The sequence below is a fragment of the Mesosutterella multiformis genome (assembly GCF_003402575.1).
GTDB classification, from domain to species: domain Bacteria; phylum Pseudomonadota; class Gammaproteobacteria; order Burkholderiales; family Burkholderiaceae_F; genus Mesosutterella; species Mesosutterella multiformis.
This window is the reverse complement of the sequence record NZ_BGZJ01000001.1, coordinates 218,153-243,710: the sequence shown is the minus strand read 5'-3', so window position 1 is coordinate 243,710 and position 25,558 is coordinate 218,153. Positions and strand designations below refer to the sequence as shown.

Annotated in this window: 25 protein-coding genes and 1 tRNA gene; 22 read left to right on the top strand and 4 right to left on the bottom strand. The window is 57.9% G+C overall.

Annotation, left to right across the window (positions count from 1 at the left end):
• Window positions 1–243 precede the first annotated feature (243 nt).
• The 10 genes from rimM (at window position 244) to M4NBBH2_RS01050 (ending at window position 9,872) form a co-directional block, all read left to right on the top strand.
• Complete coding sequence (gene rimM, locus M4NBBH2_RS01095) at window positions 244–744, top strand: ribosome maturation factor RimM (protein WP_022443991.1); 501 nt, start codon at window positions 244–246, stop codon at window positions 742–744.
• Between the two features lie 24 nt (window positions 745–768).
• On the top strand, window positions 769–1,542 hold the full coding sequence (gene trmD, locus M4NBBH2_RS01090; protein ID WP_116270555.1) for a tRNA (guanosine(37)-N1)-methyltransferase TrmD: 774 nt from the start codon (window positions 769–771) through the stop codon (window positions 1,540–1,542).
• A gap of 82 nt (window positions 1,543–1,624) precedes the next feature.
• Entirely contained in the window at window positions 1,625–2,008 is a 384-nt protein-coding gene (gene rplS / locus M4NBBH2_RS01085) for a 50S ribosomal protein L19 (protein WP_049687259.1), read from the top strand.
• A gap of 161 nt (window positions 2,009–2,169) precedes the next feature.
• A complete protein-coding gene (locus M4NBBH2_RS01080) occupies window positions 2,170–2,751 on the top strand; it encodes an NUDIX domain-containing protein (protein ID WP_116269363.1) in 582 nt (193 codons plus the stop codon).
• A 164-nt stretch (window positions 2,752–2,915) separates the two neighbouring features.
• Complete coding sequence (argG, locus tag M4NBBH2_RS01075; protein WP_116269362.1) at window positions 2,916–4,271, top strand: argininosuccinate synthase; 1,356 nt, start codon at window positions 2,916–2,918, stop codon at window positions 4,269–4,271.
• Window positions 4,272–4,395: 124 nt separating this feature from the next.
• Window positions 4,396–5,349, top strand: a complete 954-nt coding sequence (locus M4NBBH2_RS01070; protein ID WP_116269361.1) for a cation diffusion facilitator family transporter — start codon at window positions 4,396–4,398, stop codon at window positions 5,347–5,349.
• A 128-nt stretch (window positions 5,350–5,477) separates the two neighbouring features.
• On the top strand, window positions 5,478–7,145 hold the full coding sequence (gene pyrG / locus M4NBBH2_RS01065) for a CTP synthase (RefSeq protein WP_116269360.1): 1,668 nt from the start codon (window positions 5,478–5,480) through the stop codon (window positions 7,143–7,145).
• On the top strand, window positions 7,142–7,999 hold the full coding sequence (gene kdsA / locus M4NBBH2_RS01060) for a 3-deoxy-8-phosphooctulonate synthase (protein WP_116269359.1): 858 nt from the start codon (window positions 7,142–7,144) through the stop codon (window positions 7,997–7,999). Before pyrG ends, kdsA begins: the two co-directional genes overlap by 4 nt.
• Before the next feature lie 72 nt (window positions 8,000–8,071).
• The gene (gene eno, locus M4NBBH2_RS01055; protein WP_116269358.1) at window positions 8,072–9,355 is read left to right on the top strand and encodes a phosphopyruvate hydratase; all 1,284 of its coding nucleotides are present in this window, start codon (window positions 8,072–8,074) and stop codon (window positions 9,353–9,355) included.
• A gap of 31 nt (window positions 9,356–9,386) precedes the next feature.
• Window positions 9,387–9,872, top strand: coding sequence for a septum formation initiator family protein (locus M4NBBH2_RS01050; RefSeq protein WP_116269357.1), 486 nt, complete (start codon window positions 9,387–9,389; stop codon window positions 9,870–9,872).
• 94 nt (window positions 9,873–9,966) lie between these two features.
• On the opposite strand, the gene hslO is transcribed toward M4NBBH2_RS01050, so the two are convergent.
• Window positions 9,967–10,887: an Hsp33 family molecular chaperone HslO gene (gene hslO / locus M4NBBH2_RS01045; protein ID WP_116269356.1), complete on the bottom strand. Its 921-nt coding sequence runs from the start codon at window positions 10,885–10,887 to the stop codon at window positions 9,967–9,969.
• Between the two features lie 220 nt (window positions 10,888–11,107).
• Between hslO and M4NBBH2_RS01040 the strand changes: the two genes are divergently transcribed.
• From M4NBBH2_RS01040 to mutM, 8 genes are all read left to right on the top strand, one after another.
• Complete coding sequence (locus M4NBBH2_RS01040) at window positions 11,108–11,959, top strand: PHP domain-containing protein (RefSeq protein WP_116269355.1); 852 nt, start codon at window positions 11,108–11,110, stop codon at window positions 11,957–11,959.
• 105 nt (window positions 11,960–12,064) lie between these two features.
• Window positions 12,065–12,718 (top strand): site-2 protease family protein, encoded by a 654-nt coding sequence (locus M4NBBH2_RS01035; RefSeq protein WP_049687254.1) that lies wholly within the window; start codon window positions 12,065–12,067, stop codon window positions 12,716–12,718.
• A 31-nt stretch (window positions 12,719–12,749) separates the two neighbouring features.
• Window positions 12,750–13,319, top strand: a complete 570-nt coding sequence (locus tag M4NBBH2_RS01030) for a class I SAM-dependent methyltransferase (RefSeq protein ID WP_116269354.1) — start codon at window positions 12,750–12,752, stop codon at window positions 13,317–13,319.
• Between the two features lie 112 nt (window positions 13,320–13,431).
• Window positions 13,432–14,313: a 4-hydroxy-tetrahydrodipicolinate synthase gene (gene dapA / locus M4NBBH2_RS01025; RefSeq protein ID WP_022444392.1), complete on the top strand. Its 882-nt coding sequence runs from the start codon at window positions 13,432–13,434 to the stop codon at window positions 14,311–14,313.
• Between the two features lie 87 nt (window positions 14,314–14,400).
• A complete protein-coding gene (gene bamC, locus M4NBBH2_RS01020) occupies window positions 14,401–15,594 on the top strand; it encodes an NlpB/DapX family lipoprotein (RefSeq protein WP_238691361.1) in 1,194 nt (397 codons plus the stop codon).
• 152 nt (window positions 15,595–15,746) lie between these two features.
• Complete coding sequence (locus M4NBBH2_RS01015; RefSeq protein WP_160117843.1) at window positions 15,747–16,211, top strand: DUF805 domain-containing protein; 465 nt, start codon at window positions 15,747–15,749, stop codon at window positions 16,209–16,211.
• A 53-nt stretch (window positions 16,212–16,264) separates the two neighbouring features.
• The gene (locus M4NBBH2_RS01010) at window positions 16,265–16,912 is read left to right on the top strand and encodes an FKBP-type peptidyl-prolyl cis-trans isomerase (RefSeq protein ID WP_160117844.1); all 648 of its coding nucleotides are present in this window, start codon (window positions 16,265–16,267) and stop codon (window positions 16,910–16,912) included.
• 31 nt (window positions 16,913–16,943) lie between these two features.
• Window positions 16,944–17,768 carry a bifunctional DNA-formamidopyrimidine glycosylase/DNA-(apurinic or apyrimidinic site) lyase gene (mutM, locus tag M4NBBH2_RS01005; RefSeq protein ID WP_116269351.1) on the top strand — a complete coding sequence of 275 codons (825 nt, stop codon included), beginning with the start codon at window positions 16,944–16,946 and terminating at the stop codon, window positions 17,766–17,768.
• Window positions 17,769–17,818: 50 nt separating this feature from the next.
• Here mutM and rsgA read toward each other — a convergent pair whose 3' ends face one another.
• A complete protein-coding gene (gene rsgA, locus M4NBBH2_RS01000) occupies window positions 17,819–18,754 on the bottom strand; it encodes a ribosome small subunit-dependent GTPase A (protein WP_116269350.1) in 936 nt (311 codons plus the stop codon).
• A 148-nt stretch (window positions 18,755–18,902) separates the two neighbouring features.
• On the opposite strand from rsgA, the gene orn reads away from it, so the two are divergent.
• Window positions 18,903–19,469, top strand: a complete 567-nt coding sequence (gene orn, locus M4NBBH2_RS00995; RefSeq protein WP_022444398.1) for an oligoribonuclease — start codon at window positions 18,903–18,905, stop codon at window positions 19,467–19,469.
• Window positions 19,470–19,552: 83 nt separating this feature from the next.
• Here the strand turns inward: orn and M4NBBH2_RS00990 are convergent, their stop codons facing one another.
• Together M4NBBH2_RS00990 and M4NBBH2_RS00985 are read right to left on the bottom strand one after the other, a co-directional pair.
• Window positions 19,553–20,575 (bottom strand): glycosyltransferase family 2 protein, encoded by a 1,023-nt coding sequence (locus M4NBBH2_RS00990; protein WP_116269349.1) that lies wholly within the window; start codon window positions 20,573–20,575, stop codon window positions 19,553–19,555.
• A gap of 81 nt (window positions 20,576–20,656) precedes the next feature.
• Window positions 20,657–21,784, bottom strand: a complete 1,128-nt coding sequence (locus tag M4NBBH2_RS00985; RefSeq protein ID WP_124944284.1) for an AI-2E family transporter — start codon at window positions 21,782–21,784, stop codon at window positions 20,657–20,659.
• A 153-nt stretch (window positions 21,785–21,937) separates the two neighbouring features.
• On the opposite strand from M4NBBH2_RS00985, the gene M4NBBH2_RS00980 reads away from it, so the two are divergent.
• From M4NBBH2_RS00980 to M4NBBH2_RS00970, 3 genes are all read left to right on the top strand, one after another.
• Window positions 21,938–22,013: transfer RNA gene (locus M4NBBH2_RS00980), tRNA-Arg, on the top strand.
• A 643-nt stretch (window positions 22,014–22,656) separates the two neighbouring features.
• Window positions 22,657–23,346 carry a GTP cyclohydrolase I gene (gene folE, locus M4NBBH2_RS00975; RefSeq protein WP_022444400.1) on the top strand — a complete coding sequence of 230 codons (690 nt, stop codon included), beginning with the start codon at window positions 22,657–22,659 and terminating at the stop codon, window positions 23,344–23,346.
• Window positions 23,347–23,525: 179 nt separating this feature from the next.
• Window positions 23,526–25,499 carry a DNA topoisomerase IV subunit B gene (locus tag M4NBBH2_RS00970; RefSeq protein WP_116269347.1) on the top strand — a complete coding sequence of 658 codons (1,974 nt, stop codon included), beginning with the start codon at window positions 23,526–23,528 and terminating at the stop codon, window positions 25,497–25,499.
• Window positions 25,500–25,558: the final 59 nt, after the last annotated feature.

Genomic DNA, 25,558 nt, shown 5'->3' with positions numbered 1-25,558 from the left:
GCCAAGAACGCTGAAGAAGCCGCTGCCTAATTTAAGGCTCAGAGCTTCAGATTCAGAACCGCGCGGAGCGGCTGTCTGATTGCCTTCCGGCATCTGCTCCTGGTTCTGATCGACCCTTTTTCTCCTGACGTCCGGGTTTTGCGGCGTGTTACGTGTCTCGCCGCTGCGAGTGCTTAACCCGGTATCTAGGCGTTGGGAGAAGAGGGTCTATTTTTTTGTCTGGAATTTTCAGGGGACGCTTGAATGGCTGATCTGATTGAAGTCGCGCGGTCGCTGTCGCCTTACGGCGTTAAGGGCTGGATCCGTGTCGCGCCGGAAACCGATGAAGAGCTGCTGCTGGAATGCACGAAGTGGTGGTTCAGGGGCCCGCGGGACGCGGAACCCCGGCCGCTTGAAGTGGAAGGCGTGAAGCCCCACGGAAAGGGCCTGATCGCGAAGTGGAAGGGCTGTGAGTCGCCTGAAGAGGCTCAGAACTGGAAGGGCACGATCCTGATCGACCGTGAGGACTTCCCGCCGCTGCCGGAAGGCGAATTCTGGGACGAGGATCTGATCGGCTGCCGCGTCGTGAATAAGGAAGGCGAAGAGCTCGGGACGGTAGAAACGCTTGAAACGAACGGCGTGCAGAGCCTCCTCGCCGTGAAGGGAGCGAAGCGTCACCTCATTCCGCTGATCCCTGAGTATGTTCTCGATATCGACCTCGACTCGGAACTGATCCAGGTCGAGTGGCACGCGGACTGGTCATAAAAAAGGGAGGAAGGCGGCAGCATGATGCGATTCGATGTAGTGAGTCTCTTCCCCGAGATGTTCCGAGCCGTGACGGAGTCCGGGATCACCGCCCGCGCGATGAAGCGCGGCCTCTGGTCGCTGAACCTCTGGAACCCGCGGGACGAAACGCATGACCCGCACCGCACGGTCGATGACCGGCCGTTTGGCGGCGGCCCCGGCATGATCCTCATGGCCGATCCCCTCGCGAAGACGATTGACCGGATCCGCGTGAGCGGAAACCGCGGCCGCGTGATCGCTTTCGCGCCGGGCGGAAAGAAGCTCGAAGACGCGGATATTGCCCGCATGGTGGCATCGTCCGACCCCCTGACACTCGTCTGCGGCCGCTACGAAGGGATCGATGAGCGGTTCCTTGAGGACTACGTGGATGAGCAGTACTGCATCGGGGACTTTGTGCTTTCGGGGGGAGAACTTCCCGCGCTCTGCCTGATCGACGCGGTGGTGCGCCGGATCCCGGGCGCGATCAAGGAGCTTTCGACTGAGGACGAGTCCTTTTCGACCGGGCTCCTGGACTATCCGCACTACACGCGGCCCGAAGTCTGGCGCGGAAAACCGGTGCCGGAGGTGCTGCTTTCGGGGAACCACGCCGTGGTGGATCGGTGGAATCGCGATAAGGCGCTCGAAGCGACTTGCAAGAACCGCCCTGATTTGATTAAAATTGCACGTTCCTGCGGATCGCTTTCAAAGGACGACCTCAAGTCGCTTCGCGAGATTGTCCGCCGGATGAAGGAAAGCGCGGAAAAGGGCGATGCCGCCTGACGCGCTTTAATTATTTACCCATCCTACTTCGTCAACCAACAAATTACCCAAATGACGAAGTGATGGTTCTGGAGATTTAGAAGTGGCACAGAATATTATTGAAGTCCTCGAGCAGGAAGAAATCGCCCGCCTCAACAAGCAGATTCCGGCTTTCGGCCCCGGCGACACGGTGGCTGTTTCCGTCACGATCCGCGACGGCGACCACACCCGCGTTCAGGTCTATGAAGGTGTCGTGATTGCCAAGCGCAACCGCGGCCTCAACTCCTCCTTCACCGTCCGCAAGATCTCTTCCGGCGAAGGCGTGGAACGTACGTTCCAGACCTACTCCCCGCTCGTGAGCGCTGTGGAAGTGAAGCGCCGCGGTGCTGTTCGCCGCGCGAAGCTCTACTACCTGCGTGACCGCGCCGGCAAGACCGCCCGCATCCGCGAGCGTCTCGTCCGCAAGAACGTCGAGAAGGCTGAGTAATCAGTTTTGTCGGCTGTTCTCTGATGCCGGGCGCTTCGGTGCCCGCATCGGAAAAGAAATAGAATTAGCCCGCAGGGAATCTTTCCTGCGGGCTTTTTTCTTTCGAGCCCGCGGGGGATGCGTTCCCGCAGGCTTTTGTCTTTTTAAGAGGAGAACGCGGTATGGATCGCAGCCGGCTGAAGGAAGAGGATGAAAAACTCCGGGAGTCACGACTCTCGGGAGAAGCGGTGTTTGAGGGACGGCTGCTCCACGTGTACCGCGATCGGGTGAAACTTCCGGATGGGAGGGAGTCGACCCGCGAATACCTTCGTCACCCGGGAGCCGCCGCGGTGGTGCTCCTGAAGGAGGGGAAGATCCTGCTCGAGCGTCAGTGGCGGTATCCGCTCGGACGCGCCTTCTGGGAAGTGCCCGCCGGGAAGCTTGAGGCGGGGGAGGATCCCGCGCTCTGCGCCGCGCGTGAGCTCGAGGAAGAGACGGGGTACGCCTCGGATACGTGGACGCCGCTTGGCACGATCTGCCCCGGGATCGGGTACTCGAACGAAGTGATTTCGCTCTACCTCGCCGAGAACCCGCGGAAAGGGAGCCGGCATCTCGACCCGGGTGAGTTCCTAGACCTTGCCTGGATCCCGTTTGAGGAAGCGGTCCGGATGGCGGAAACCGGCGAAATCGACGACGCGAAAACGATTGGGGCTCTCTTCCGTGCGGAAAAGTGCCTAGAAAAACGGACCGGGATCAAGCGCTAGCGTTCCGGCTCATCCCGGGATCCCAAAAAAATGACGGCTCCGTTAACACTCGGCTGGGGATTCCGGTGATAATGAAAAGGTTAAGCATATGACGGAGATCGCCGTCTCCGTTTCCTGTCCATGTCCGGCTCACGGCTGAGCCGGAAACAATTTCTGATACGTCAATGTCACAAACTATTCTCCAAAGCGTTCCGGTCGGCCAGAAGGTCGGCATTGCGTTCTCCGGCGGTCTCGACACCAGCTGCGCCCTGCACTGGATGAAGAAGAAGGGAGCTCTTCCCTACGCCTACACGGCCAATCTTGGCCAGCCTGACGAAAACGACTACGAGTCCATTCCGAAGCGCGCGATGGAGTATGGTGCCGAGAAGGCCCGCCTGATCGACTGCCGTCCGCAGCTTGTTGCCGAAGGCATTGCGGCGATCCAGGCGAACGCCTTCCACATCACCACCGCAGGTCAGACCTACTACAACACGACCCCTCTCGGCCGCGCTGTGACGGGCACGATGCTCGTGAACGCGATGCGTGAGGATGGCGTGAACATCTGGGGCGACGGTTCGACCTATAAGGGCAACGATATCGAGCGCTTCTACCGCTACGGTCTCCTCGCGAACCCGAATCTGAAGATCTACAAGCCCTGGCTTGACACGACGTTCATCTCTGAACTCGGCGGCCGCGCTGAAATGAGCGCGTTCCTGCAGGCCGAAGGCTTCAGCTACCGCATGTCCGCTGAGAAGGCCTATTCGACCGACTCCAACATGCTCGGCGCGACGCACGAAGCGAAGGACCTCGAGCACCTCAACTCCTCCATGAAGATTGTCGACCCGATCATGGGCGTCGCCTTCTGGGATGAGTCGGTTGAGATCAAGCCGGAAACGGTGACGGTGCGCTTTGAAGAAGGCCGCCCGGTCGCCCTGAATGGCGTTGAGTTCACGGATCTCGTGAAGCTGATGTACGAAGCGAACCGCATCGGCGGCCGCCACGGTCTCGGCATGTCCGATCAGATCGAGAACCGCATCATCGAAGCGAAGTCCCGCGGTATTTACGAAGCCCCCGGCATGGCGCTGCTCCACATCGCCTACGAGCGCCTCGTCACCGGCATCCATAACGAAGACACGATCGAGCAGTACCGCGTGAACGGCATCCGCCTCGGCCGCCTGCTGTATCAGGGCCGCTGGTTCGACAGCCAGGCGATCATGCTGCGCGAATCCGCTCAGCGCTGGGTTGCCCGCGCGATCACGGGCGAAGTGACGCTTGAACTCCGCCGCGGCAACGACTACACGATCCTCAACACCGAAAGCCCGAACCTCACCTACGAACCCGAACGTCTCACGATGGAGAAGGGTGACTCGATGTTCACGGCTGTGGACCGTATCGGCCAGCTCACGATGCGTAATCTCGACATCGTCGACACCCGCGCGAAGCTCGGCATCTACGCGAAGCAGGGTCTGCTCGCGGGCGGCGCGGGCTCCATGGCCCCGATGCTGACTGGCGGCAAGGCGGACGAGAAGTCTTCCAAGTAATCCCGGATCAGTTACCGGCCGGGGCTTTTCCCCTGCCGGTCGCTTGATTCTTCAGCGCCCCTTGAGGAGAATGCTCCCCAAGGGGCGTTTCTCTGATTTTTGAACTACGGAAAAGGAGGTCACCATGGCTGCTGTCTTTCACCGCCAGACGGAACCTTACTCGTCGCACGAAGCGGGCGACTCGATTTACGACCACAGCGGGGAAAAGGTAAAGACCTCGGTTCTCGGGTTCGCGATCGCGCTGACGCTCGGGTTCTCCGCGATTGAACTCGTCGCGGGGTGGCTCGGAAACTCACTCGCCCTGGTGGGGGATGCGGGTCACATGGTGACAGACTCCATGTCACTCCTCTTCGCGCTCGTCGCGAATATCTTTTCGCGTCACGGAGCGGACGAGGATCACTCGTTCGGCCACGGGCGGCTTGAGGCGCTTGCGGCGTTCGTGAACGGCATCGTGATGTCAGGCGTGATCGTCTGGATCGTGATTGAAGCCGGAAAACGCATGATGAATCCGGAGCCGGTCTCAGGCGGCTCCGTCATGATGGTGGCGACGATCGGCCTCATCGTGAATGTCGGCGTTGCCTGGTCGCTTTCCCGCGATAAGAAGAACGTGAATACGCGCGCGGCGCTCGTTCACGTGATGGGCGACCTCCTCGGCTCCGTCTCCGCGATTCTCGCGGGCTTCATCGTCTGGATGGGCGGCCCCACGATCGTGGACCCGCTGCTCTCCATCATTGTGGCCTGCCTCCTCATCCGCGCGACGATCGGGATCTTCAAAGAGTCGACCCGGGTGCTGCTCGACGCCGTGCCGGAAGGCGTGGAGTATGAAGCGGTGGGTGACGCGATCGCCGCGGTCCCAGGTGTCATGCGGGTGCACGATCTTCACGTCTGGACGATGGCTCCGGGACACTCCGCGATCCAGGCTCATGTCCACATTCCGGACCCCGATCACTGGCCCACGGTGCTCGACGCGATCCGGCATCAGATGGCCGAGAAATTCGGGATTGACCACGTGTCGATACAGCCCGAATGGGATGCCTGCGAGATCCACCCGGATCCCCGCATTCGCTTTGATCGTTGAATTGCGTATAATTTCCTGTTTTTTCCTGACTCAATCCGCAAATTCGTGATGGGGGCGAGCTCCAAATGGGAGATCGCCTCCTTTATAATTTGACGGGTTAAAGTTCTTCATCTTTTCGTGAGAGCACGATGACCAAATTCGTTTTTGTGACTGGCGGTGTTGTTTCTTCTCTCGGCAAGGGAATCGCTGCGGCTTCCCTCGCTGCCATCCTGGAATCCCGTGGACTCAAGGTGACGATGATCAAGCTTGATCCGTACATCAACGTGGATCCGGGTACGATGTCCCCGTTCCAGCACGGCGAAGTTTTTGTGACGGAAGACGGCGCGGAAACCGACCTTGACCTCGGCCACTACGAGCGCTTCATCTCCACGAAGATGCATAAGACGAATAACTTCACGACCGGCCAGATCTACGAGTCCGTGCTCCACAAGGAACGCCACGGCGAGTACCTCGGCAAGACCGTGCAGGTGATTCCGCATATCACGAACGAGATCCAGGAGTTCATCCTCCGCGGCGTCCGTAATTCGCTTGACGGCCACCCCGATGTGGCGGTGATCGAAATCGGCGGCACGGTGGGCGATATCGAGAGCCTGCCGTTCGTTGAAGCGATCCGTCAGCTCTCCTTCCGCGTCGGCCGCAATAACACCTGCTTCATGCATCTCACGCTCTGCCCCTACATCGCGAGCGCCGGCGAACTGAAGACGAAGCCGACCCAGCACTCGGTGCAGAAGCTGCGTGAAGAGGGCGTGTATCCTGACGTGCTCCTCTGCCGCGCGGACCGCCCGATTCCTGAAAACGAGCGCGCGAAGATTTCCCTCTTCTCCAATGTCCCGATGGATCACGTGATCTCGGTGTACGACGCGAAGACGATTTACGAAGTGCCGCTGATTCTGCATGAGCAGCACCTCGACGATATCGTCTGCGAGAAGCTCGGCATCAAGGCGAAGGAAGCTGATCTCAGCCAGTGGAAGAACATCGTTCACCGCTATATGGAGCCGCAGAACGGCTCTGTCACGATCGCGATGGTCGGGAAGTATGTCGACTACGCTGACTCCTACAAGTCGCTGAATGAAGCCCTGATCCACGCCGGCATCACGACGGACACCCACGTGAAGGTGAAGTACGTCGACTCGACTGACATCGAAGAGAACGGCACCGGGTGCCTCAAAGGCGTTGACGCCATCCTCGTTCCGGGCGGCTTCGGCAAGCGCGGCGTTGAAGGTATGATCAAGGCGATCGAATACGCCCGCACCCACAAGATCCCGTTCCTCGGTATCTGCCTCGGCATGCAGTGCGCGGTGATTGAGTTCGCCCGTCACGTCTGCGGTCTCGGCAGCGCGAATTCGACCGAGTTCGATGTCGATACGCCGCATCCGGTTGTCGCCCTCATCACCGAGTGGCATGACCGCACCGGCAAGGTTGAGCACCGCGACGAAGACTCCGACCTCGGCGGCACGATGCGCCTTGGCCGTCAGGAGTGCCCGGTGGAAGCCGACACCCTCGCTCATTCGATCTATGGTGACCACGTGGCCGAACGCCATCGTCACCGCTATGAAGTGAACAACTCCTACGTCTCCCAGTTCGAGGAGAAGGGCATGGTGATCGCGGCCCGTACGCCGAAGGATCATCTCCCCGAGATCATGGAGATCCACAATCACCCGTTCTTCATCGGTGTGCAGTTCCATCCGGAATTCACGTCGAACCCGCGTGAAGGACACCCGCTCTTCACGGCTTACGTGAAGGCCGCCATCGCTGAGCGTGACCGCAAGGCGACGGCTGAGGAGAAGGCTGAATGAAGCTCTGCGGATTTGAAGTCGGCGTTGACCGCCCGTTCTTCCTGATCGCAGGTCCCTGCGTGATTGAGAGCGAAGCGCTCTGCCTCGATATCGCGTTCCGCATGAAGGAGATCACGGAGAAACTCGGGATCCCTTACATCTTCAAGGCGAGTTTCGATAAGGCGAACCGTACGTCCGCCACGAGCTTCCGCGGGATCGGGGTCGAAAAGGGCCTCGCCGTCCTCGAGAAGGTCCGTGAGACGGTCGGCGTTCCGGTGCTGACAGACGTCCACACCGAGGCGGAAGTCCCCGAAGTGGCCTGTGTCGTGGATGTCCTCCAGACGCCCGCGTTCCTCTGCCGCCAGACCGACTTCATCCGCGCGGTGGCCCAGTCCGGGAAGCCCGTGAATATCAAGAAGGGGCAGTTCCTTGCCCCGCACGATATGGCTCGCGTGGTTGAAAAGGCGAAGCTTGCCGCGGCGGAAGCCGGTCTCTCGGAAGACCGCTTCATGGTGTGCGAGCGCGGCGCGTCGTTCGGTTACGGGAACCTCGTTTCCGACATGCGGTCGCTCGCGATCATGCGTGAAACGCGCTGCCCCGTGGTGTTTGACGCCACGCACTCCGTGCAGCTCCCGGGCGGCCAGGGGTCGAGCTCAGGCGGCGAACGCCAGTTCGTTCCGGTGCTTGCCCGCGCGGCTGTGGCCGTGGGTGTCGCCGGCATCTTCATGGAAACGCATCCGAACCCTGAAAAGGCGCTTTCCGACGGCCCGAACTCCGTGCCGCTCGGACGGATGCCGGAGCTTCTCGCGACGCTTACCGCGATTGACCGCGTCGTGAAGCAGCCGGGCATGTACCTCGAAGAGCAGTTCTCATAAAAAAAAGAGGCCGGGCGAAGCGCCCGGCTTTAGTTTGTCTTTGGCATTTCTGCAGAAAAGGAAGGAAAGAACATGAGTTCAATCGTTGATGTTGTCGGCCGTGAGATTCTCGATTCCCGCGGCAACCCTACCGTTGAATGCGATGTGTGGCTTGAGTCCGGCGTGATGGGCCGCGCGGCGGTTCCGTCCGGCGCGTCGACCGGCATCCGCGAAGCGATCGAGCTCCGCGACAAGGATCCGAAGCGTTTCGGCGGCAAGGGGGTGCTTGAGGCCGTCCGTCACGTGAACGAAGACATCGCGAACGCGGTGCTCGGGATTGAGGCGTCGGATCAGAGCTACATCGACCGCACGATGATTGAGCTCGATGGCACGGAGAACAAGGGCCGTCTCGGCGCGAACGCGATTCTCGCCGTTTCCATGGCGGTTGCCCGCGCCGCTGCTGAAGAGTCCGGCCTTCCGCTCTACCGCTACTTCGGCGGCACGAGCGCTGTGACGCTCCCCGTCCCGATGATGAACGTGATCAACGGCGGCGCTCACGCGAATAACAACCTCGATCTGCAGGAATTCATGATCATTCCGCTCGGCGCTCCGACCTTCCGCGAAGCGGTCCGCTACGGCGCTGAGACGTTCCACGCCCTGAAGTCGATCCTGAACAGCCGCGGCATGAGCACGGCGGTCGGTGACGAAGGCGGTTTCGCTCCGGCTCTTTCGAGCCACGAGGAAGCGATTGAGCTGATCGTTGAGGCGATTGAGAAGGCCGGCTTCCGTCCGGGCGACGATATCGCGATCGGTCTCGACTGCGCGAGCTCCGAGTTCTATGACGCGGAAAAGAACCTCTACACCCTCACGAAGCAGGGCAAGACCTTCACCGCTGAAGAGTGGATCGCGGTGCTTGAGGGCTGGGTCCAGAAGTACCCCGTGATCTCGATCGAAGACGGCATGGCGGAAGGCGACTGGGAAGGCTGGGCGAAGCTCACGCAGGCGCTCGGTAAGAAGGTTCAGCTCGTGGGCGATGACCTCTTCGTCACGAACCCGAAGATCCTCGCTGAAGGTATTGAAAAGGGGGTCGCGAACTCGATCCTCATCAAGGTGAATCAGATCGGCACGCTTTCCGAAACGTTTGAAGCGATCCGCATGGCTCACCGCGCGGGCTACACCGCAGTGGTGTCGCACCGTTCCGGCGAAACCGAGGACTCCACGATCGCCGACATCGCGGTCGGCCTCAATGCCGGCCAGATCAAGACCGGTTCGATGTCGCGCTCTGACCGCATGGCGAAATATAACCAGCTCCTCCGTATCGAAGAACGCCTCGGTGAAGCCGCCGTGTATCCGGGCCGCAAGGCTTTCTCGATCTAAAACGGAAAGCGTTTTCTGAGGCAATCGCAGCATGCGTAAGTGGCGCATCTGGCTCGCCGTCGCTGTCTGGGCTCTCGCGATCCTGATTCAGAAACCGCTCTGGTTCGGCCAGGGCGGGTGGTTTCACGTCGGGGAGCTCGAGCATAAGCTCGTCGAGGCGAAGCAGGATATCGAGCACGAGAAGACTGAGAACGAGGCGCTGGTCGCCGAAGTCCGGTCTCTTAAGGAAGGCACGACCGCTATCGAGGAGCGGGCGCGTCGTGAGCTCTATATGGTCCGGAACGGCGAAGTGCTTTTCCGCGTGAAGGCGTCGCCTGAAGAGCAGGCGAAGCAGGCAGCGGAAGAGGCGGCGCGTGCGGCTGAGGCCGTGAAGGCGGAAAGCCGGGCGCTTGAGAAAGCGAATCCGACGGAAACGGACGACGCGCCTGCTGTGGAGCCTGAGGCGTTCGCGGCGCATGATCCCCTCGACTCGAAGGGCGGTGCGGCGAAGACTCAGAAGAAGCCGGAGAAGAAGTAGCTTTCCGCTTCGCTTCAGACCGGACGCAGGAAAAGAAATGGGCAGGAATTCCTTTTGGAATTCCTGCCCATTGTTTTAGTCAGAGAGACAGAACTCAGTGACGGGTTTCGGTGCCCTTTGCCGCGTGCTCATCGAAAAGCTGATGAACGTCGATCGGGTCAAACGCGTAGGTCTTCCCGCAGAATTCGCAGGTGACTTCAATCTTTCCCTGCTCTTCAACGAGCGCGAGAGCATCTTCTTCCCCAAGCGCCCGGATCATGCCGCCCACGCGGTCACGTGAGCAGCCGCACTCAAATTTCGGCGCTTTCGGCGTTCCCATCTGCGGATTCTCCTGCCAGAAGAGGCGCTTCAGGACTTCACGCGGTTCAAGCTTCAGCTGCTCATCCGGGGTCACCGTTTCGGCGAGCTTCTGCACCCGGTTCCAGTCTTCCGGATCAAAGTCCGGGTCCGTGCCCTTGCCGCCTTCCGCCGCGACCTTCTGAAGCATCAGGCCGGAGGCCGCAGTGGCGTCAGACGACAGCCACATCCGGGTCTCCACCTGCTCAGACTGCGTCATATAAGCGGAAAGCGCCTCAGCCACGGTCTTTGACCCCGCGAGGTCGACGATCCCCTGGTAGCTCTGGCTTCTGAGTGAGGGGTCCGGCTGCACAAGCGTCAGCGCGCAGCGGCCCTTGCCGTGAGCGTTGACGAGCGAGTTGAGGTCAGAATCCGGGCGGATCTTATCCGCTTCAGATTCATTCAGCCGCACCACGGCGCGGATCCCGAGATCTGGCTTCACTTCCACCATCGCGAGACGCACCGGGCCGTCACCCGCGATCTCGAGCAGCACCGGGCCGTTAAACGTAATGGAGCCCGCGAGCATCGCGGCTCCCGCCGTCATTTCGCCGAGCAGACGCTGCACGGGTTCTGGGTACGCGCGACGTTCCAGAATCGTCTGCCAGGTCTCCTGCAGACGGATCGCGCTGCCACGTGCATTGGCCTTAGGAAAGTAGAAGTGCTCGAGCGTGTCAAACATACGTTGCCGTGTCCTTTTCCCTTATGAAAAGAAGAGAAATCAATGAGTCTTAAAAACCTTATATGGGGGCGGAGAGGGGGAATTTCAAGCGACGCGGGAGAAGATGAAAACCGTACCTAATCACTTTCCCCAAAATCCAAAAAGGGGATAGCGCTTCTCTCCCCGATTTCTGCCGATGTCCTAAGATAAACGAGTCACACGCACTACGTAAGGCTTTTAAATGAAAACCGATCTTCACACGCATTCCACGGCGTCCGACGGAACGCTGAAGCCCGCGGAGCTCGTTACGCTCGCGGACTCGTGCGGGGTGAAGCTCCTCGCGCTGACAGACCACGATACGGTGGATGGACTCCCGGAGGCGAAGAGCGAGGCCGTGAAGCATGGCATCACGTTTGTTCCTGGAATTGAGGTCTCAACACTCTGGAACGAGCGCTCGATCCACGTGGTGGGGCTGGGGATCCGGTATGAGGACGGGAAGCTCGCGCGCGTTTTCGCCGATGTGGCGGAGAAGCGTGTGAACCGCGGGAAAGATATCGGGAAGCGCCTCGGGGAACTCGGGTTCCCGGACGCCTACGAAGGCGCGCTCCGGTTCGCGGCGAAGAAGGGGACGCTATCGCGCGCCCACTTCGCCCGCTGGATGAAGATGAATGGCTACGTGAAGACCGTTCAGGAAGCGTTTGATGTCTATCTCGGGGACGGCTGCCCCGCGTTCATCAAAACGGTGTGGCCGTCGCTTGAAGAAGGCATTTCGATCATCCTGAACGCGGGCGGCATCCCGGTGCTTGCGCACCCGGGCCGCTATAAGCTTCCGGAAGCAACGCCGCTCAGTCAGCTTATGAAGGAATTCTACGAAGCGGGGGGCCTCGGAATTGAGGTCTGCTCGGGGAGCCAGCGTTCCGAAACCGAAGCGATGCTCGCTGATTTCGCACGCCAGTATGGGTTCTACGCGAGCCTCGGGTCCGACTTCCATACGATCGGGGGCGGAAGGCCGCGCCCCGGTGAAATTCACACTCTCCCCGCGGATCTGGATCCCGTCTGGAAGCATCTTCCGGCACTTGCGGGTATTCTCTAGGAGACGGGGGCACGCGCTGCCCTCATTCCTGCAACAAACTGCAATCAATTTTACGCAGACAGCGGAGCCGGATTTTCCTGCCCCGCTGTTAGACTTCTCTGTACCATGAATTCGATCATTCAACTCATAGCGGTCTGCGCGATTCCGCTGATTTTCTCGATCACGATGCATGAAGCCGCGCATGGCTACGCCGCCCGGAAGTTCGGCGACAACACGGCGTGGATGATGGGGCGCGTGACGCTGAATCCTGCGAAGCACATTGACCCCTTCGGCACGATCATTCTGCCGCTCATCATGCTCGCGGGCTCTGCCGCGGCGGGCGGTGTCGGCTTCATCTTCGGCTGGGCGAAGCCCGTGCCGGTGAATTTCGGTGCACTCCGCAATCCGAAGCGCGACATGATCTGGGTCGCGCTCGCGGGCCCGGGCTGCAATCTCCTGCAGGCCGTGATCTGGGGCATCATTCTGAAGCTTCTCGTGATTGCCGGAGTCCAGGAGCAGTTCTTCCTTCAGATGGCGGTCTACGGCATCAGCATCAATATCTTCCTCATGGCCTTCAACCTGATCCCGATCCCGCCGCTCGATGGCGGGCGCGTCGCGGTCGGCATTCTCCCCTGGAGCGTCGGGAAGTATCTCGATCGGATTGAGCCCTATGGAATGTGGATTGTCCTCGCACTCTGCCTTGTGGGCGGCGCAGGATTCTTCACGGGGCCGCTTGTGGCGTTCGGCCGCGCGGTCGTGAATTTCTTCATCGGTCTCTGATGACGCGGTTCGGTAAGGAGCATTTCGCAGCATGACGACGGCAAAAAACGGATCACTCCCTTCGGTTTCTTCCTGGGTTACCCGCTTTCTTCCCGCGATTCCGCGGGACGGCGGCCGGGTGCTTGATGCCGCGTGCGGTCTGGGGCGGCACTCGGTGCTCGCGGCGCTCTACGGCTACCCGGTGCTCGCAGTGGACCGGGATGATGACTTCGCGCTCCGCGCGTCCGGGTTCCCTGAGATTGAGTTCCGGAAGACGGATCTTGAGACGGGATCGTGGCCCCTCGGGGACGAGCTCTTCTCCGGCATCATCGTGGTAAATTACCTGAACCGTCCGCTTTTCCCGGAACTCGTGCGGCATCTCGCCCCGGGCGGCGTCCTGATCTATCAGACGTTCACGAAGGCGCACGCCGAGGCGAATGGGAAACCCGCGAATCCGGATCACTGGCTGAAGTCAGGCGAGCTCCTCACGCTGGTTTCCCCGCTCACCGTGACGGCGTTTGAGGAAGGGCGGGCCGCGAACTCCTTTGTCGAACGGATTGTGGCCGTTCGGGAGAAGGACGACGGGGAGGCTGAGCGGTTTCCGCTCGCCGCTTTCCCCTAGAAGAAAGTATGAGGACTTTGCTTTAAAATCACCCAATCGATGTCTCCGGACGGCTCTCGGGAGTGACCCGACACGGAAGCGGAGGCAGTTCTGAAACAAAAGGTCAGAAAACATGATTACTGGTGCTCTGGTTGCGATTGCGACCCCGATGCGGGATGACGGTTCTATTGACTATGACTGCTATCAGAAGCTGATTGACTGGCAGGTGAGCGAGGGAGCTGACGCCATCGTTTCGATGGGAACTTCAGGCGAAAGCCCGACGGTCTCCTTTGAGGAACATACGGCGGTGGTGAAGGCCGCGGTTGAGGCTGTCGCGGGGCGCGTTCCCGTGATCGCCGGTACCGGCGCGAACAGCACGGCTGAAGCGATCCGCCTAACGCGTGAAGCGCTTGAAGTCGGCGCTCAGTATTCCCTGCAGGTGGTCCCTTACTACAACAAGCCCACGCAGGAAGGTCTCTTCCAGCATTTCTCCGCCGTGGCGCGAGAGGGCGGGCTGCCGGTGATCCTCTATAACGTTCCGGGCCGTACGGGCCGCGATATGACGAACGACACCGTGCTGCGCCTCGCTGAGGTTCCCGGCATTGTCGGCCTGAAGGACGCGACGGGTGACCTCGCCCGGGCTGAGGCGCTGCTTGCCGCGCTTCCGAAGGATAAGGACTTCGCGCTTTACTCCGGTAACGATGACTCGGCTCTCGCTCTCGTGCTCGCAGGCGGCCAGGGCGTGATCTCGGTGACCGCGAACGTCGCTCCGAAGCTGATGCATGAAATGGTTGAGGCGGCGCTTAAGGGCGACATCGCCACGGCCCGCGCGATCAACAACCGTCTCCTCCCGCTTCATAAGGAGCTCTTCTGCGAATCGAACCCGATTCCGGTGAAGTGGGCTCTGAACCGCATGGGGAAGATTCCGGCCGGTATCCGTCTCCCGCTCACCTGGCTCACTCCCGCGGGTCAGAAGAAGGTCGAGGCGGCGCTCGCTTCTGCCGGGCTCATTTAATTCACTACTTTTTGACTCGCCCCGGGCGGCCGTCTGAGAGATCTCTCGCACAGGCTGCCCGGTAAAAAGAGGTTTTTGGATTCTGTTATGAAGATGAAATTACTGCGTGTTGCAGTGCTTGCTGTCACTCCGGTTGCCCTGAACGCCTGTTCTTACCTCGGTGCCCAGTTCACGAACGACAAGGTTCAGTACGAGTCAAGCAACTCGCGCGCGCCGCTTGAAGTTCCGCCGGATCTCTCCCAGGTTCCGCACGATAACCTCTATAACGTCCCGCAGCGGACGCGTGACGTGTCGGCGAGCAGCATGCAGCAGGGGCAGCAGGCCGCGGCCGCGAACCGCACCTCTGCCGCTCAGTCGACTGTGCTCCCCGAAACCGTGACCGCCAAGGTGATGCGTGACGGCGATATCCGCTGGGTCCACACCCAGGTGCCGGCGCAGCAGCTCTGGCCCGTGGTGCAGGACTTCTGGGCTTCTGTCGGCCTCACGATCAAGAATCAGGATCCGAAGACCGGTTACATCGAAACGGAATGGGCTGAAAACAAGGCCCGTCTCCCGCAGGACATCATCCGCGCGACGCTCGGTAAGCTGATTGACGCCGTCTATTCGACCGGTGAGCGTGATCAGTACCGCTGCCGCCTCGAACGGAATCCGGATGGGTCGACGGATGTCTACATCACGCACCGCTCGATGGTGGAAGTGGTGAAGGGCAATCAGGGCGACCAGACGGTGTGGCAGCCGGGTCCGCGTGACCCGCAGCTTGAAGCCGAAATGGCGACGAAGCTCGCTCAGAAGATTGAGTCTGAGTTCAACCCCGATCTGAAGAAGGCGGATCTCCCGTCGACGAAGCAGGCAGCGCTTGAGAAGACCGCGGGGACGGCAGCCGCTAAGGCCGCGGCTCCGGTCTATAAGAGCGAAATCGTGAATGGCGCGGATGGCAAGGCCGCCGCGATCATCATCAAGGAACCGTTCGATCACGCCTGGCGTCGTACGGCCCTCGCGATTGACCGCATGAACTTCACCGTGTCTGACCGCGACCGCACGAAGGGCTGGTTCCTCGTGAAGTATCTGGATCCGACGTACGAAGCCGAGAAGAAGCGCGAACAGGGCTTCTTCACGAACCTCTTCAGCCAGACGAAGACGGTTGAACCGCCGACCTATCAGATCAAACTGACGGACGAAGGCAATCAGACCCGGGTGACCGTGCTGAACGCGAATGGCGGTCCGGATACGACCGGTGTTGCGCCGAAGATTTTGACGCTTCTTGGCGAACAGACCCGCTGATCGGCAGAGCGAGGGAAGAGTCTGTCCGAAGGACAGAATTCCCTCCCGGCTGATCCACTGAAGGGCGCGGGAAGCCTTTCCTCATCCGGGCATTTGGGGTGAGAAGAGGCTTCGCTGCGCCTTTTTCTATGTAATTCTGGAGGATTCTCTCTGTGGCGCTTTTATCTGAAACGCCGTTACTGAAGGACATTGCCGCCTGGACCACCGCAGGGCGTCTCACACGCGCCCGGTTCGGAGGCGCACTCGCACTCTGGCTCGCTGTTATGATGGCGGGCTTCGCGGCGGCGTGGCTTGGGCTCCGGTCCGGGGCCTCCCCGATGCTCGGGGGCGGTCTGATCGCGATCGGTCTCTGGTTCGCGGTCTGCGCGACCGCTCGCCGCCTTCACGACATGTCGCACTCGGGCTTCTGGGCGATTCTCGTTTTCGCGCTTTTCCCGATCGGTTTTATTCCGCTTCTCATCACGGAAAGCCGCGCGGGGGAGAACGCCTGGGGCGAAAATCCGAAAGGACTGCTGAAAATCAATGACCCGAGACTCCTCAGGCGTCTGACTGAGAATGCCCGCGAGGGATCGGTGATGCATGAAGTCGGAAGCCGGGATTCAGAAGAGAAGAAATAACGCATCGGATGCCGCCTGAACCTTCGGCGGAAAGAATAGGAAATCAGGAAAGAATGACTAAGAAGATTGAAAAGGGTGATCTCGTCACCGTATTCGTCACGGTCTGGGATCTCCGGGACCATATCGTCGATCAGACGGGAGAGGAAGGCGTGACGCTGCGGGCCGGGGCGGAAGACGTTTTCCCGCGCATGGATCAGGCGCTTCTGAAGCATAAGGAAGGAGATCGCTTTGATCTCGTGCTCGAACCTGAGGAGAGCTTCGGGGATTTTGATGAAAACCTCGTGCACCTTGTCCCGGTCGATAAGCTTGGGGTCGAGAATCCGAAGAAAGGCATGCGGTTCTCGCATATCCCCGGCGTGCCGGTGGATGACGGGCGCGGCTACATCATCACGGATGTCGGCGGCGGCATGGCGGTGCTCGACGGCAATCACCCCTACGCCGGCTGGACGCTCCGCTTTGAGATCCAGGTGATGCGCGTGGAATTGGTGGAAGAGGGCGATATCGCCGAGTCTGACATCTTTATTCCGGATTTCCTCAAGGTTGCGAATGACTCCGTGAAGGAAGAGGCGGAGGACCGTCTGGAAGTGGACGAAGCCCGCGCGAAGATCGCGGAGCAGCTGGATAAGGTGGATGAGGCAAAGCCCCAGAACGCGATGGGCACCGGGCTTTTCACGTCGCTTGTGCCGAAGAAAGAGGACTGATCGCTTTTTCTTTTCTGATAGGAGAATCGGAATGCCGGAACTGCCAGAAGTTGAAACCGTAAGACGCTACCTTGACACCAAGCTTCCCGGGGACAGAATCACGGCGGTGACGGTGGATCTTCCCCGTCTCATCAAGAACCGGACGGAAGACGCCTTCAGACGCACTCTCACGGACCGGGTATTCCGGGCCGCTGACCGGAAGGGGAAGTATCTGATTCTGAGGCTGGATGGTCCGGAGAGCCTCATGGTGCATCTCCGGATGACGGGGCGTCTCGTGTTTCAGGAGGATGAGTCGCTTCCGGATCCGCCTTATACCCGGATCCGGTTCAGCCTTGAGCGCGGGAAACTGACGTACGGGGATGTCCGGACGCTTGGCGACCTCTGGATCATTCCGAGCGAAGGGAAGACCGGAATTTCGAGGTACGACACGCTCGGCCCCGACGCGATCGGGGACGCTTTTACGCCGGACTATCTTTACCGGAAGCTGAAAGGGACCTCCCGCGCTGTCAAAGCGGTGATTCTGGATCAGACGGTGGTCGCCGGGGTCGGGAATATCTACGCGGATGAGGCGCTCTTTCTTGCCGGCATCCGGCCCTCAAGACACGCGGACCGGGTAACCAAGGCGGAATCCGCGAAGCTCTGCGAGGCCATCCGGTCCGTGATGCTGGGGTCGATTGAGGCCGGCGGCACGACCTTCAGGGATTTCCTCGATGGGGCCGGGCATGAAGGCGGAAACGTGGAGAATCTCCGGGTGTATGGCCGTGACGGCGAACCCTGCACGGTCTGCGGAACCGAGATCCAGCTGACAAAGATCGCGGGACGCGGCACGCGCTACTGCCCGAAGTGCCAGAAGTAGCGCCGGCGTAATGCAGCGCCCAAGCAGGAAATTCAGAACCGCCCGGAGTCTCAGTACTTCGGGCGCTTCAGTATGCGCTCCACAGTGTCTCGGTAGAACTCGTAACGCTTTGGGTCAATGTCTCCCCGCGCCACAGCGTCCTTCACACCGCACTGAGGCTCATTCAGATGCCGGCAGTTGAAGTAGCGGCAGCCCGTGACATACTGCCGGATATCCGGCATCCCGAGAATCACATCGTCAAAATCGAGATGCTCAAGCCCGAACTCCTGGAACCCGGGGGAGTCCACAATGGCTCCGTCTTCCCCATAGTCGTACCAGCAGGTGACAGTGGTGGTTTGTTTCCCGAGGTCGAGTGCTTCGGAGAATTCCCGCGTCCGAGCACCGGCATCTGGAATGAGGAGATTGAGGATCGTGGACTTTCCCATGCCGGACTGCCCGACAAAAAGCGTTTTGTGATGCGCGAAACGGGTTTCGAGAATCGGTTTTGCTTCTTCAGGCTTTGATCCCGCGGAAATGGAAAGGGTTTCGTATCCCAGGGCTTCAAGCTGCCGAAGAGCGGCGTCCGCTTCTTCCCGCCCCTCTTCAAGGTCCGTTTTATTCCGGATCACGATCGGCGTGATGCCGGCTTTCGTCGCGGCGAGGAGCGCCTTCCAGATGAACCACGGATTGAAGGTCGGGCGGCTCGCGAAGACAATCGCGACGAGATCGATATTAGACGCGAGCTCCTTGGTCCGCCATTCGTCACTCCGGAAGAGGAGGCTCGTGCGGGGAAGCACTTCCTCGATCGCCACAACGCCGCCAGAAGGTTCTGAGTAGCGCACCATGTCTCCAACCACGACGTCTCCCTTCCGGCCCCGCCTGTGGGCCTCGTAGAGTGCCCCGTCAGGCCCCTGCACGAAGTGGTGCCGTCCGTGGCTCCGTGTGACGCGTCCCGTCAGCAGGGACTCGGAAGCGGCGGATTTTTTGGGTTTTGCGGGTCGGGCCATGTAGGATCCTTTGTGATTGATTCTGCAAACATACCCCGGAAACGGCGGAGCTGCAAATAGAATTCCGGCGGCGATCCGCGCAAAGTGCGAAAATGACAGACCGCGGTCCGGAAGACGGCCGCCGCGTGTTTGGTAAAAAGGAATGCAAATGACTGATACGAAGCGGGATCCGCTCTTCTCTGAAACGAACCTCATCTGGATTGACCTTGAAATGACGGGCCTGCAGCCCGAGGTGAACCGGATTATTGAGCTCGGGGCCATCATCACGGACGCGCAGCTGAATGTGATTCACGAGGGACCGGTGATCGCGATCCATCAGGACAAGTCAATCCTCGACGCGATGGATGAGTGGAATACTAAGACGCACGGGAAGTCCGGTCTGATTGACCGCGTGCTTGCGAGCACGATTGATGAAGAGGAAGCGTCCGATATCTGCATCGAAACGTTTTCCCGCTTTGTCCCTGCGGGGAAGAGCCCGCTCTGCGGTTCCACGATCGGCCAGGACCGCCGCTTCATGGCGCGCTGGATGCCTAGGCTCGAGAACTTCTTCCACTATCGCTCGATTGACGTCTCATCCATCAAGGAGCTCGTCCGCCGCTGGAAGCCTGAGGATGTGTGGACTTCTGTGAAGTCAACGAAGCATCAGGCGATTTCGGATATTCAGGAGTCGATTGATGAGCTGAAGCATTATCGAAAGCACGATATGTGTATCTGATCAGAAAAAGCCCGTTTCTGAAAAAACGAAAGCCTGAAATCCTTGGGTGGATTTCAGGCTAATTATTTGACTATTATAATATTTTATTCAAAATAAAATATCTTTTTATTATTATTATTATTTTTGTTTTTTCTCATTTTAAAATATAAATTGATAAAACTATCTCCCAGTCTGTAAATAAGCAATCTTCTTGCGTATTTGCTTCCGTAGATTCTTGCGTTGATTTTTCTTATAGTGCTGAATTTATTCTTGCAAGTGATTTTTTCTTCTGCATTATTGGTGGTATATGCATGCTTTAAAGTTCCCCACCAAGCATCTAATATTGATTTTTTTATATAATTTTTTAGATATAAATTTTCTGGAGATTTTTTTAGATCATTCTCAAGGTTCAGCATATTTTCCAAAGGCGATATATCAGCCTTTGAGAGTGATGATGCTCTTAATCGGTAAAAGTAGTTGCATTGCGGAATGTATACTCCAGTTTGCGCTTTTCTTAAAAAATTTATAATAAAATCAACATCTTCTCCAACTTTAAGATTTGGGTTGAATCGGAGATGTTTTACAATTGATGAGCTGTAGAATCTATTGGCAATAAAGATATGACTGGTTGAGCCTTGGTTTTTCCATTTTCCAAGACTGAAATATTGTTCGAATATGTCAGAATCTCTTAGTTCCATCGTTTCTTTATATTTTAAGTGATCGTCAGAACGATTTATTTTATCAAAACTAATTACCCCGCAAACGCCATAATCTGCATTTTTTGAAGTCAGCTCTTTCACAAAAGTCGAAACAAAGTCCTTCGAGATTATGTCGTCAGAATCTACAAAGGAGACATATTTTATAGATTCATCGTGTTCAATACTGTTGAGAGCTAGATTTCTGGCTGCGGAAACGCCGGAATTTTTCTGGTGGAGTACATGTATAGCCGGATTTTTATTACTGTAATAATTTAAAATATTCAAAGAGTTATCAGTTGATCCGTCATCGATAGCATAGATTATTATATTTTTGTAATCTTGATTGATAATCGAGTCTAAGCATTCTTTCAGATATTTTTCGGTATTGAAAACCGGAAGGATAATTGCGACTTTGGGGGAGGATTTCATAGGTGGCAATTTAAGTTAAGACCGTCGATACAGCCGATCTGTGGGATCAGTTTCTCGTAGGATTCAATGAATAATCCTATTTCAATGAGATTCTGTGGGCTGAGTATTTTCCTCGTTTTTTGTTTTCGTTTGACTTGAGTTTGGTCTCTCAGGCTGTGCTAACCAGGCTGTGAATAGGGCGGAACCGAGCGAGAGGAAGATCGGCCCCAGCAGAATGCCAAGAAACCCGAAGGAGAGAAGACCGCCGAACACGCCGAGGAACACGAGCGCCATCGGAAGCGGAGTCCCCTGCGAAATCAGCATGGGCTTCAGGAAATTATCGACACTTGACACCGCGAACGTTCCCCAGAGCGCGAGGAAGATGGCGTATCCCATTTCTCCCTTCAGATAGAGCGCAATAGCGACAGGTACCCAGACAAGCGGCGGCCCCATCGGAACCATGGAAAGGATAAAGACGAGGAACGCGAGCAGTGTTTTATTCGGAATACCGCAGATGAAAAAGCCGATATAGGCGAGGAGCGCCTGGCCAAGAGCGGTACCGAAAATCCCGAATACGACAGAGCGTGTCGTATTGACAAGGATTGAGCTGAAGGCGTTTGAAAGATTGCCGCCTACTTTATCGAGAATCCCCTGAACCTTATTCGCAAGCGATTCACCGTTCCGATAGAAGACGAAAGCGATAGCCGCGATCAGCAGGATCTGAATAATGACATTCACGATCGACGCGGTTGAGGTGAGGATACCTTTCGAGGCGGCCGTCGCGATCTGCTTCAGCGCGGTGGTGACTTCCGGGTACTCGAGAATCTTCCCGACCGGGGCGTGGAGATATTCGCCCACCCAGGGGAGCGTGGAGAGCCAATCAGGAAGCGGCATCCCGGCCGCCACCCAGTCCCGGATCAGAATGATGGTTGCTGATACCTGCTGGGCGAGGAAAATGACCAGAATAGTGAGCGGGATCAGAACGATCACGGCAAGAAACGCGACCATGAGAACAGCGGACAGCGTTCTCCGGTGCCCGAGCATGGTGTCGACCCGGATAAAGAACGGCCAGGTGACGACGCAGAGCATGGCGGAAATCAGAATTGCTGTCGCAAACGGAGCGACCACGAAGTAGCAGCCGATCGCCACAGCGACACCGAATCCGATCTTGATCAGAAGATCGATACGGTCCCGCAGACTGCTTTTGAGGTTATCTAATGGGATCTGCATGTTTTGCGCTGAAGCCTTAAAAAAGAGGAAAACCGCGTGCTTCGGAATCATCCTACCGCAAATGGAAGGCGGTTAAATCCGGTGTGTCGCGGAAAAACCTTTTTTTGGCTACAATGTCACCCCTGTTCCCGGAGACTGTCCGGGAACCCCGGTGTCCCCGTAGTTCAACTGGATAGAACGAGCCCCTCCTAAGGGTTAGATCCGAGTTCGAGTCTCAGCGGGGGCACCATTTTTTTTATCCGAATAATTCCAACTGGATAAAAATTAAAGCGTTTTCGTAAGGTTAAAACGCTGCTCTTCAGTTACGGAAATACATAAAGCCTTCGAACGGAAAAGACACCCATATCTGTGTCGGATGGTCCCGGAAATGTCCTTGCGTCAAATCCGGGTTGAAGGGGCTGCATTTCGTTCGCAGCTCTATGACGTCTCAACGTACTGCAAGAAAGAGATAGAACCCAGACATTTGCCTGACAGCCTTCACTTCAGCTCGTGGCTGGGGTAAGATGTCCGACCTGCTGAGAATAACGGTCCTGGCAGGAACAGAAACATCTAAGACGTCCCAACCGACATCATTTCTGCAGAGAGGAATGAATATTTTTGGGACGTATCCGTAAGTTCTTGATTTTTTACACCTCAGAATCTCAGCGGATGGTACTGCCCATAATCCAGTAACCGAATGATAAGGTTCTGGATTTTTTCATTTTTGCAATACCCCAAGAAGAAAATTCCGAGCCTGCTGATACATCTGTCTCAGGCGGCATGGGAATTTCCGAAATCCACTAAACTTCTCAGATTGGTGCTCCCGCTGAGCGCCAAAACTGATTCGACCTGAATCAGTATCTGCGACTTGTCTATCAATAAAGGTAAGAAGGATGGAAAAAGGCATCAATCAGGAAAAGCCGATTTCAAGCGTGATTCGTGAACGCATCAGGGAGGCAGGCGCGCCCTTTGCCGCGAACGACAATATCGCGCAGTACATCCGCGAAGGTGAAATGCCGCAGCTCGAGGCAGAGCTCGAGGAGAAAATCCAGGGCGTGCTCGAAACCCTCCTTATTGATACAGAGAACGATCACAACACGCGTGAGACCGCTCACCGCGTGGCGAAGATGTATCTCGGCGAAGTCTTTTCCGGCCGTTATACGGAGCGCCCCCGGATCACCGAGTTCCCGAACGTGAAGCAGCTGAACCAGATCTACACGGTCGGACCGATCGCGATCCGGAGCGCCTGCTCGCATCACCTTGTTCCGATCATGGGACAGTGCTGGATCGGCGTGATTCCGTCAGACCACGTGATCGGCATTTCCAAGTTCTCGCGTCTCGCGAACTGGATCTTCTCCCGCCCGCAGATTCAGGAAGAGGCGACGGTGCAGCTCGCCGACGAGCTCGAACGCCTCATCAAGCCGTATGGCCTCGCGGTCATCGTGAAAGCGAAGCATGAGTGCATGTCGTGGCGCGGCGTGAAAGAGCATGACTGCGCGATGACGACCTCTGTCATGCGGGGCTATTTCCTTAAAAACACCGCGACCCGCCTTGAGTTCCTTTCTCTCATCAAGGATCTCTGAGGCCGCTCTTTCAGGCGTCTCCCCCTGATAGGCTTTCTGAGTCCGAAGGCGTCAGGCAAAGGTCTTGCGGTAATATTGAACGTCTCAGATGCCTGAGAACCCGTTCCGGGTTCCCAGGCTGCTTCCTATTGTCACCTGAAGAATGGGCCGGATCCCGTTCTTCCCCTTTCAGAGAAAACATGGCAACACGCAAACAAGCTGGCAGCTACGTAGAGTCGAGCGTCCGGGTCCTGAAGGGGCTCGAACCGGTGAAAGAAAGACCGGGGATGTATACCCTCACCTGCGACCCGCTTCATATTATTCAGGAAGTGGTCGATAACTCGAGTGACGAAGTGCTCGCCGGGTTTGGCTCAAAAATTGAGGTGTGGCTGCATCCGGATAATTCGGTAACGGTTGAGGATAACGGCCGCGGTATTCCGGTCGGCATGCATCCGACAGAGAAGCAGCCGGTGGTGCAGCTGGTCTTTACGTCACTGCACGCGGGCGGCAAGTTTGATAAAGCGTCAGGCGGCGCGTACGCGTTTTCAGGCGGTCTTCATGGTGTCGGCGTTTCGGTGACCAACGCGCTTTCCACCCATATGGAAGTGGTGGTCTGGCGCGACGGGCTTGAAAGCCGGATTACCTTTAAGGATGGGTTTGTCGATGAGCCGCTCGCTTCCAGAAAGAGCCCGAGGCGTAAGAGCGAGACCGGAACCCGGGTAACTGCGTGGCCGGATCCGAAGTACTTTGATTCTCCCGTGATCCCAGTGTCACAGCTCGTGCGGCTGCTCCGCTCGAAAGCCGTTCTGATGCCGGGCTGCGAAGTGATCTTCCATAACGAGATTGCCGGAACCGATCAGCGCTGGCTTTACGAAGGGGGGCTCGGCGAATATCTGGCATCCGAAATGGCGTTTCCGCCCGCGGTGCCCGCGTTTGAGGCGGAAGGGTTTGCAGGCCCTGATACCGAAGCCTTTTCTGAAGGCGAGGGTGCCTCCTGGGTGGTCGCGTGGACGGAGGAAGGTCCGCTTGTCCGTGAGTCCTATGTGAACCTCATTCCGACGCCTTCAGGCGGTACGCATGAATATGGCTTGAAGGACGGCCTCTTTCAGGCGATGAAGAACTTCATCGATGCGCATCAGCTCGCCGTGAAGGGCGTGAAGCTTCTCGCGGAAGACGTCTTTTCCCGCGCGTCCTATGTGCTTTCCTGCAAGATGCTGGATCCTCAGTTCCAGGGGCAGACAAAGGATAAGCTGACGAGCCGTGACGCTCTGAAACTCGTGAGCGCTTTTGTGACGCCGCAGTTTGAGTTCTGGCTGAATGACCATGTGGAAGAGGGGAAGAAGCTCGCGGAACTCGTGATCCATCAGGCGCAGAAGCGTCAGCAGTCCGCGCCGAAGATTGACCGGAAGAAGGGATCGAGCGTCGCGGTGCTCCCTGGAAAACTCACGGATTGTGAGAGCTCGGATATCACGCGGAACGAACTCTATCTCGTGGAAGGTGACTCCGCCGGAGGCTCCGCGAAGGTCGGCCGCGATAAGGAATTCCAGGCCGTGCTTCCGCTTCGGGGGAAGATTCTGAACACCTGGGAAGTGTCCCCAACGAGACTCTTCTCAAGCCAGGTGATTCATGACATCGCGACCGCGATCGGTGTGAACCCGCATAAGAAAGCGTCCGACGCGGATCTCTCGCACCTCCGCTACGGCAAGATCTGCATTCTTGCTGACGCGGACGTCGACGGATCTCACATTCAGGTGCTTCTCCTCACGCTTTTCTTCCGGCATTTCCCGGGACTTGTTGAGGCGGGGCATGTTTATGTGGCAATGCCGCCGCTCTTCCGCGTGGATGTGCCGGCGAGGGGACGCCGCCCGATGCGACGGATCTACTGCCTGGATGACCGGGAACTCGCCCGGACGCAGCAGAAGCTCGCGAAGGAAAAGATCAATCCTGAGGATCTCACCATTGCCCGATTCAAGGGCCTGGGTGAGATGAGCGCGGCAGAACTCGGAGAAACCGCCCTGAACCCGGATACCCGCTGCCTTCTTCCGATCTCCTGGGGTGAAGTCGACAAGGCTCAGACAGAAAGCGTGATGACCATGCTGATGGGGCATAAGGAATCGGGAGCCCGGAGAACGTGGCTTGAACGCTACGGTGACCGGGCCCGCGCGGACATCTGATAAACAAGGAACAGCACTGAATGACGAAGAAAGACATGAATCCGGAAGACGGCGCGACG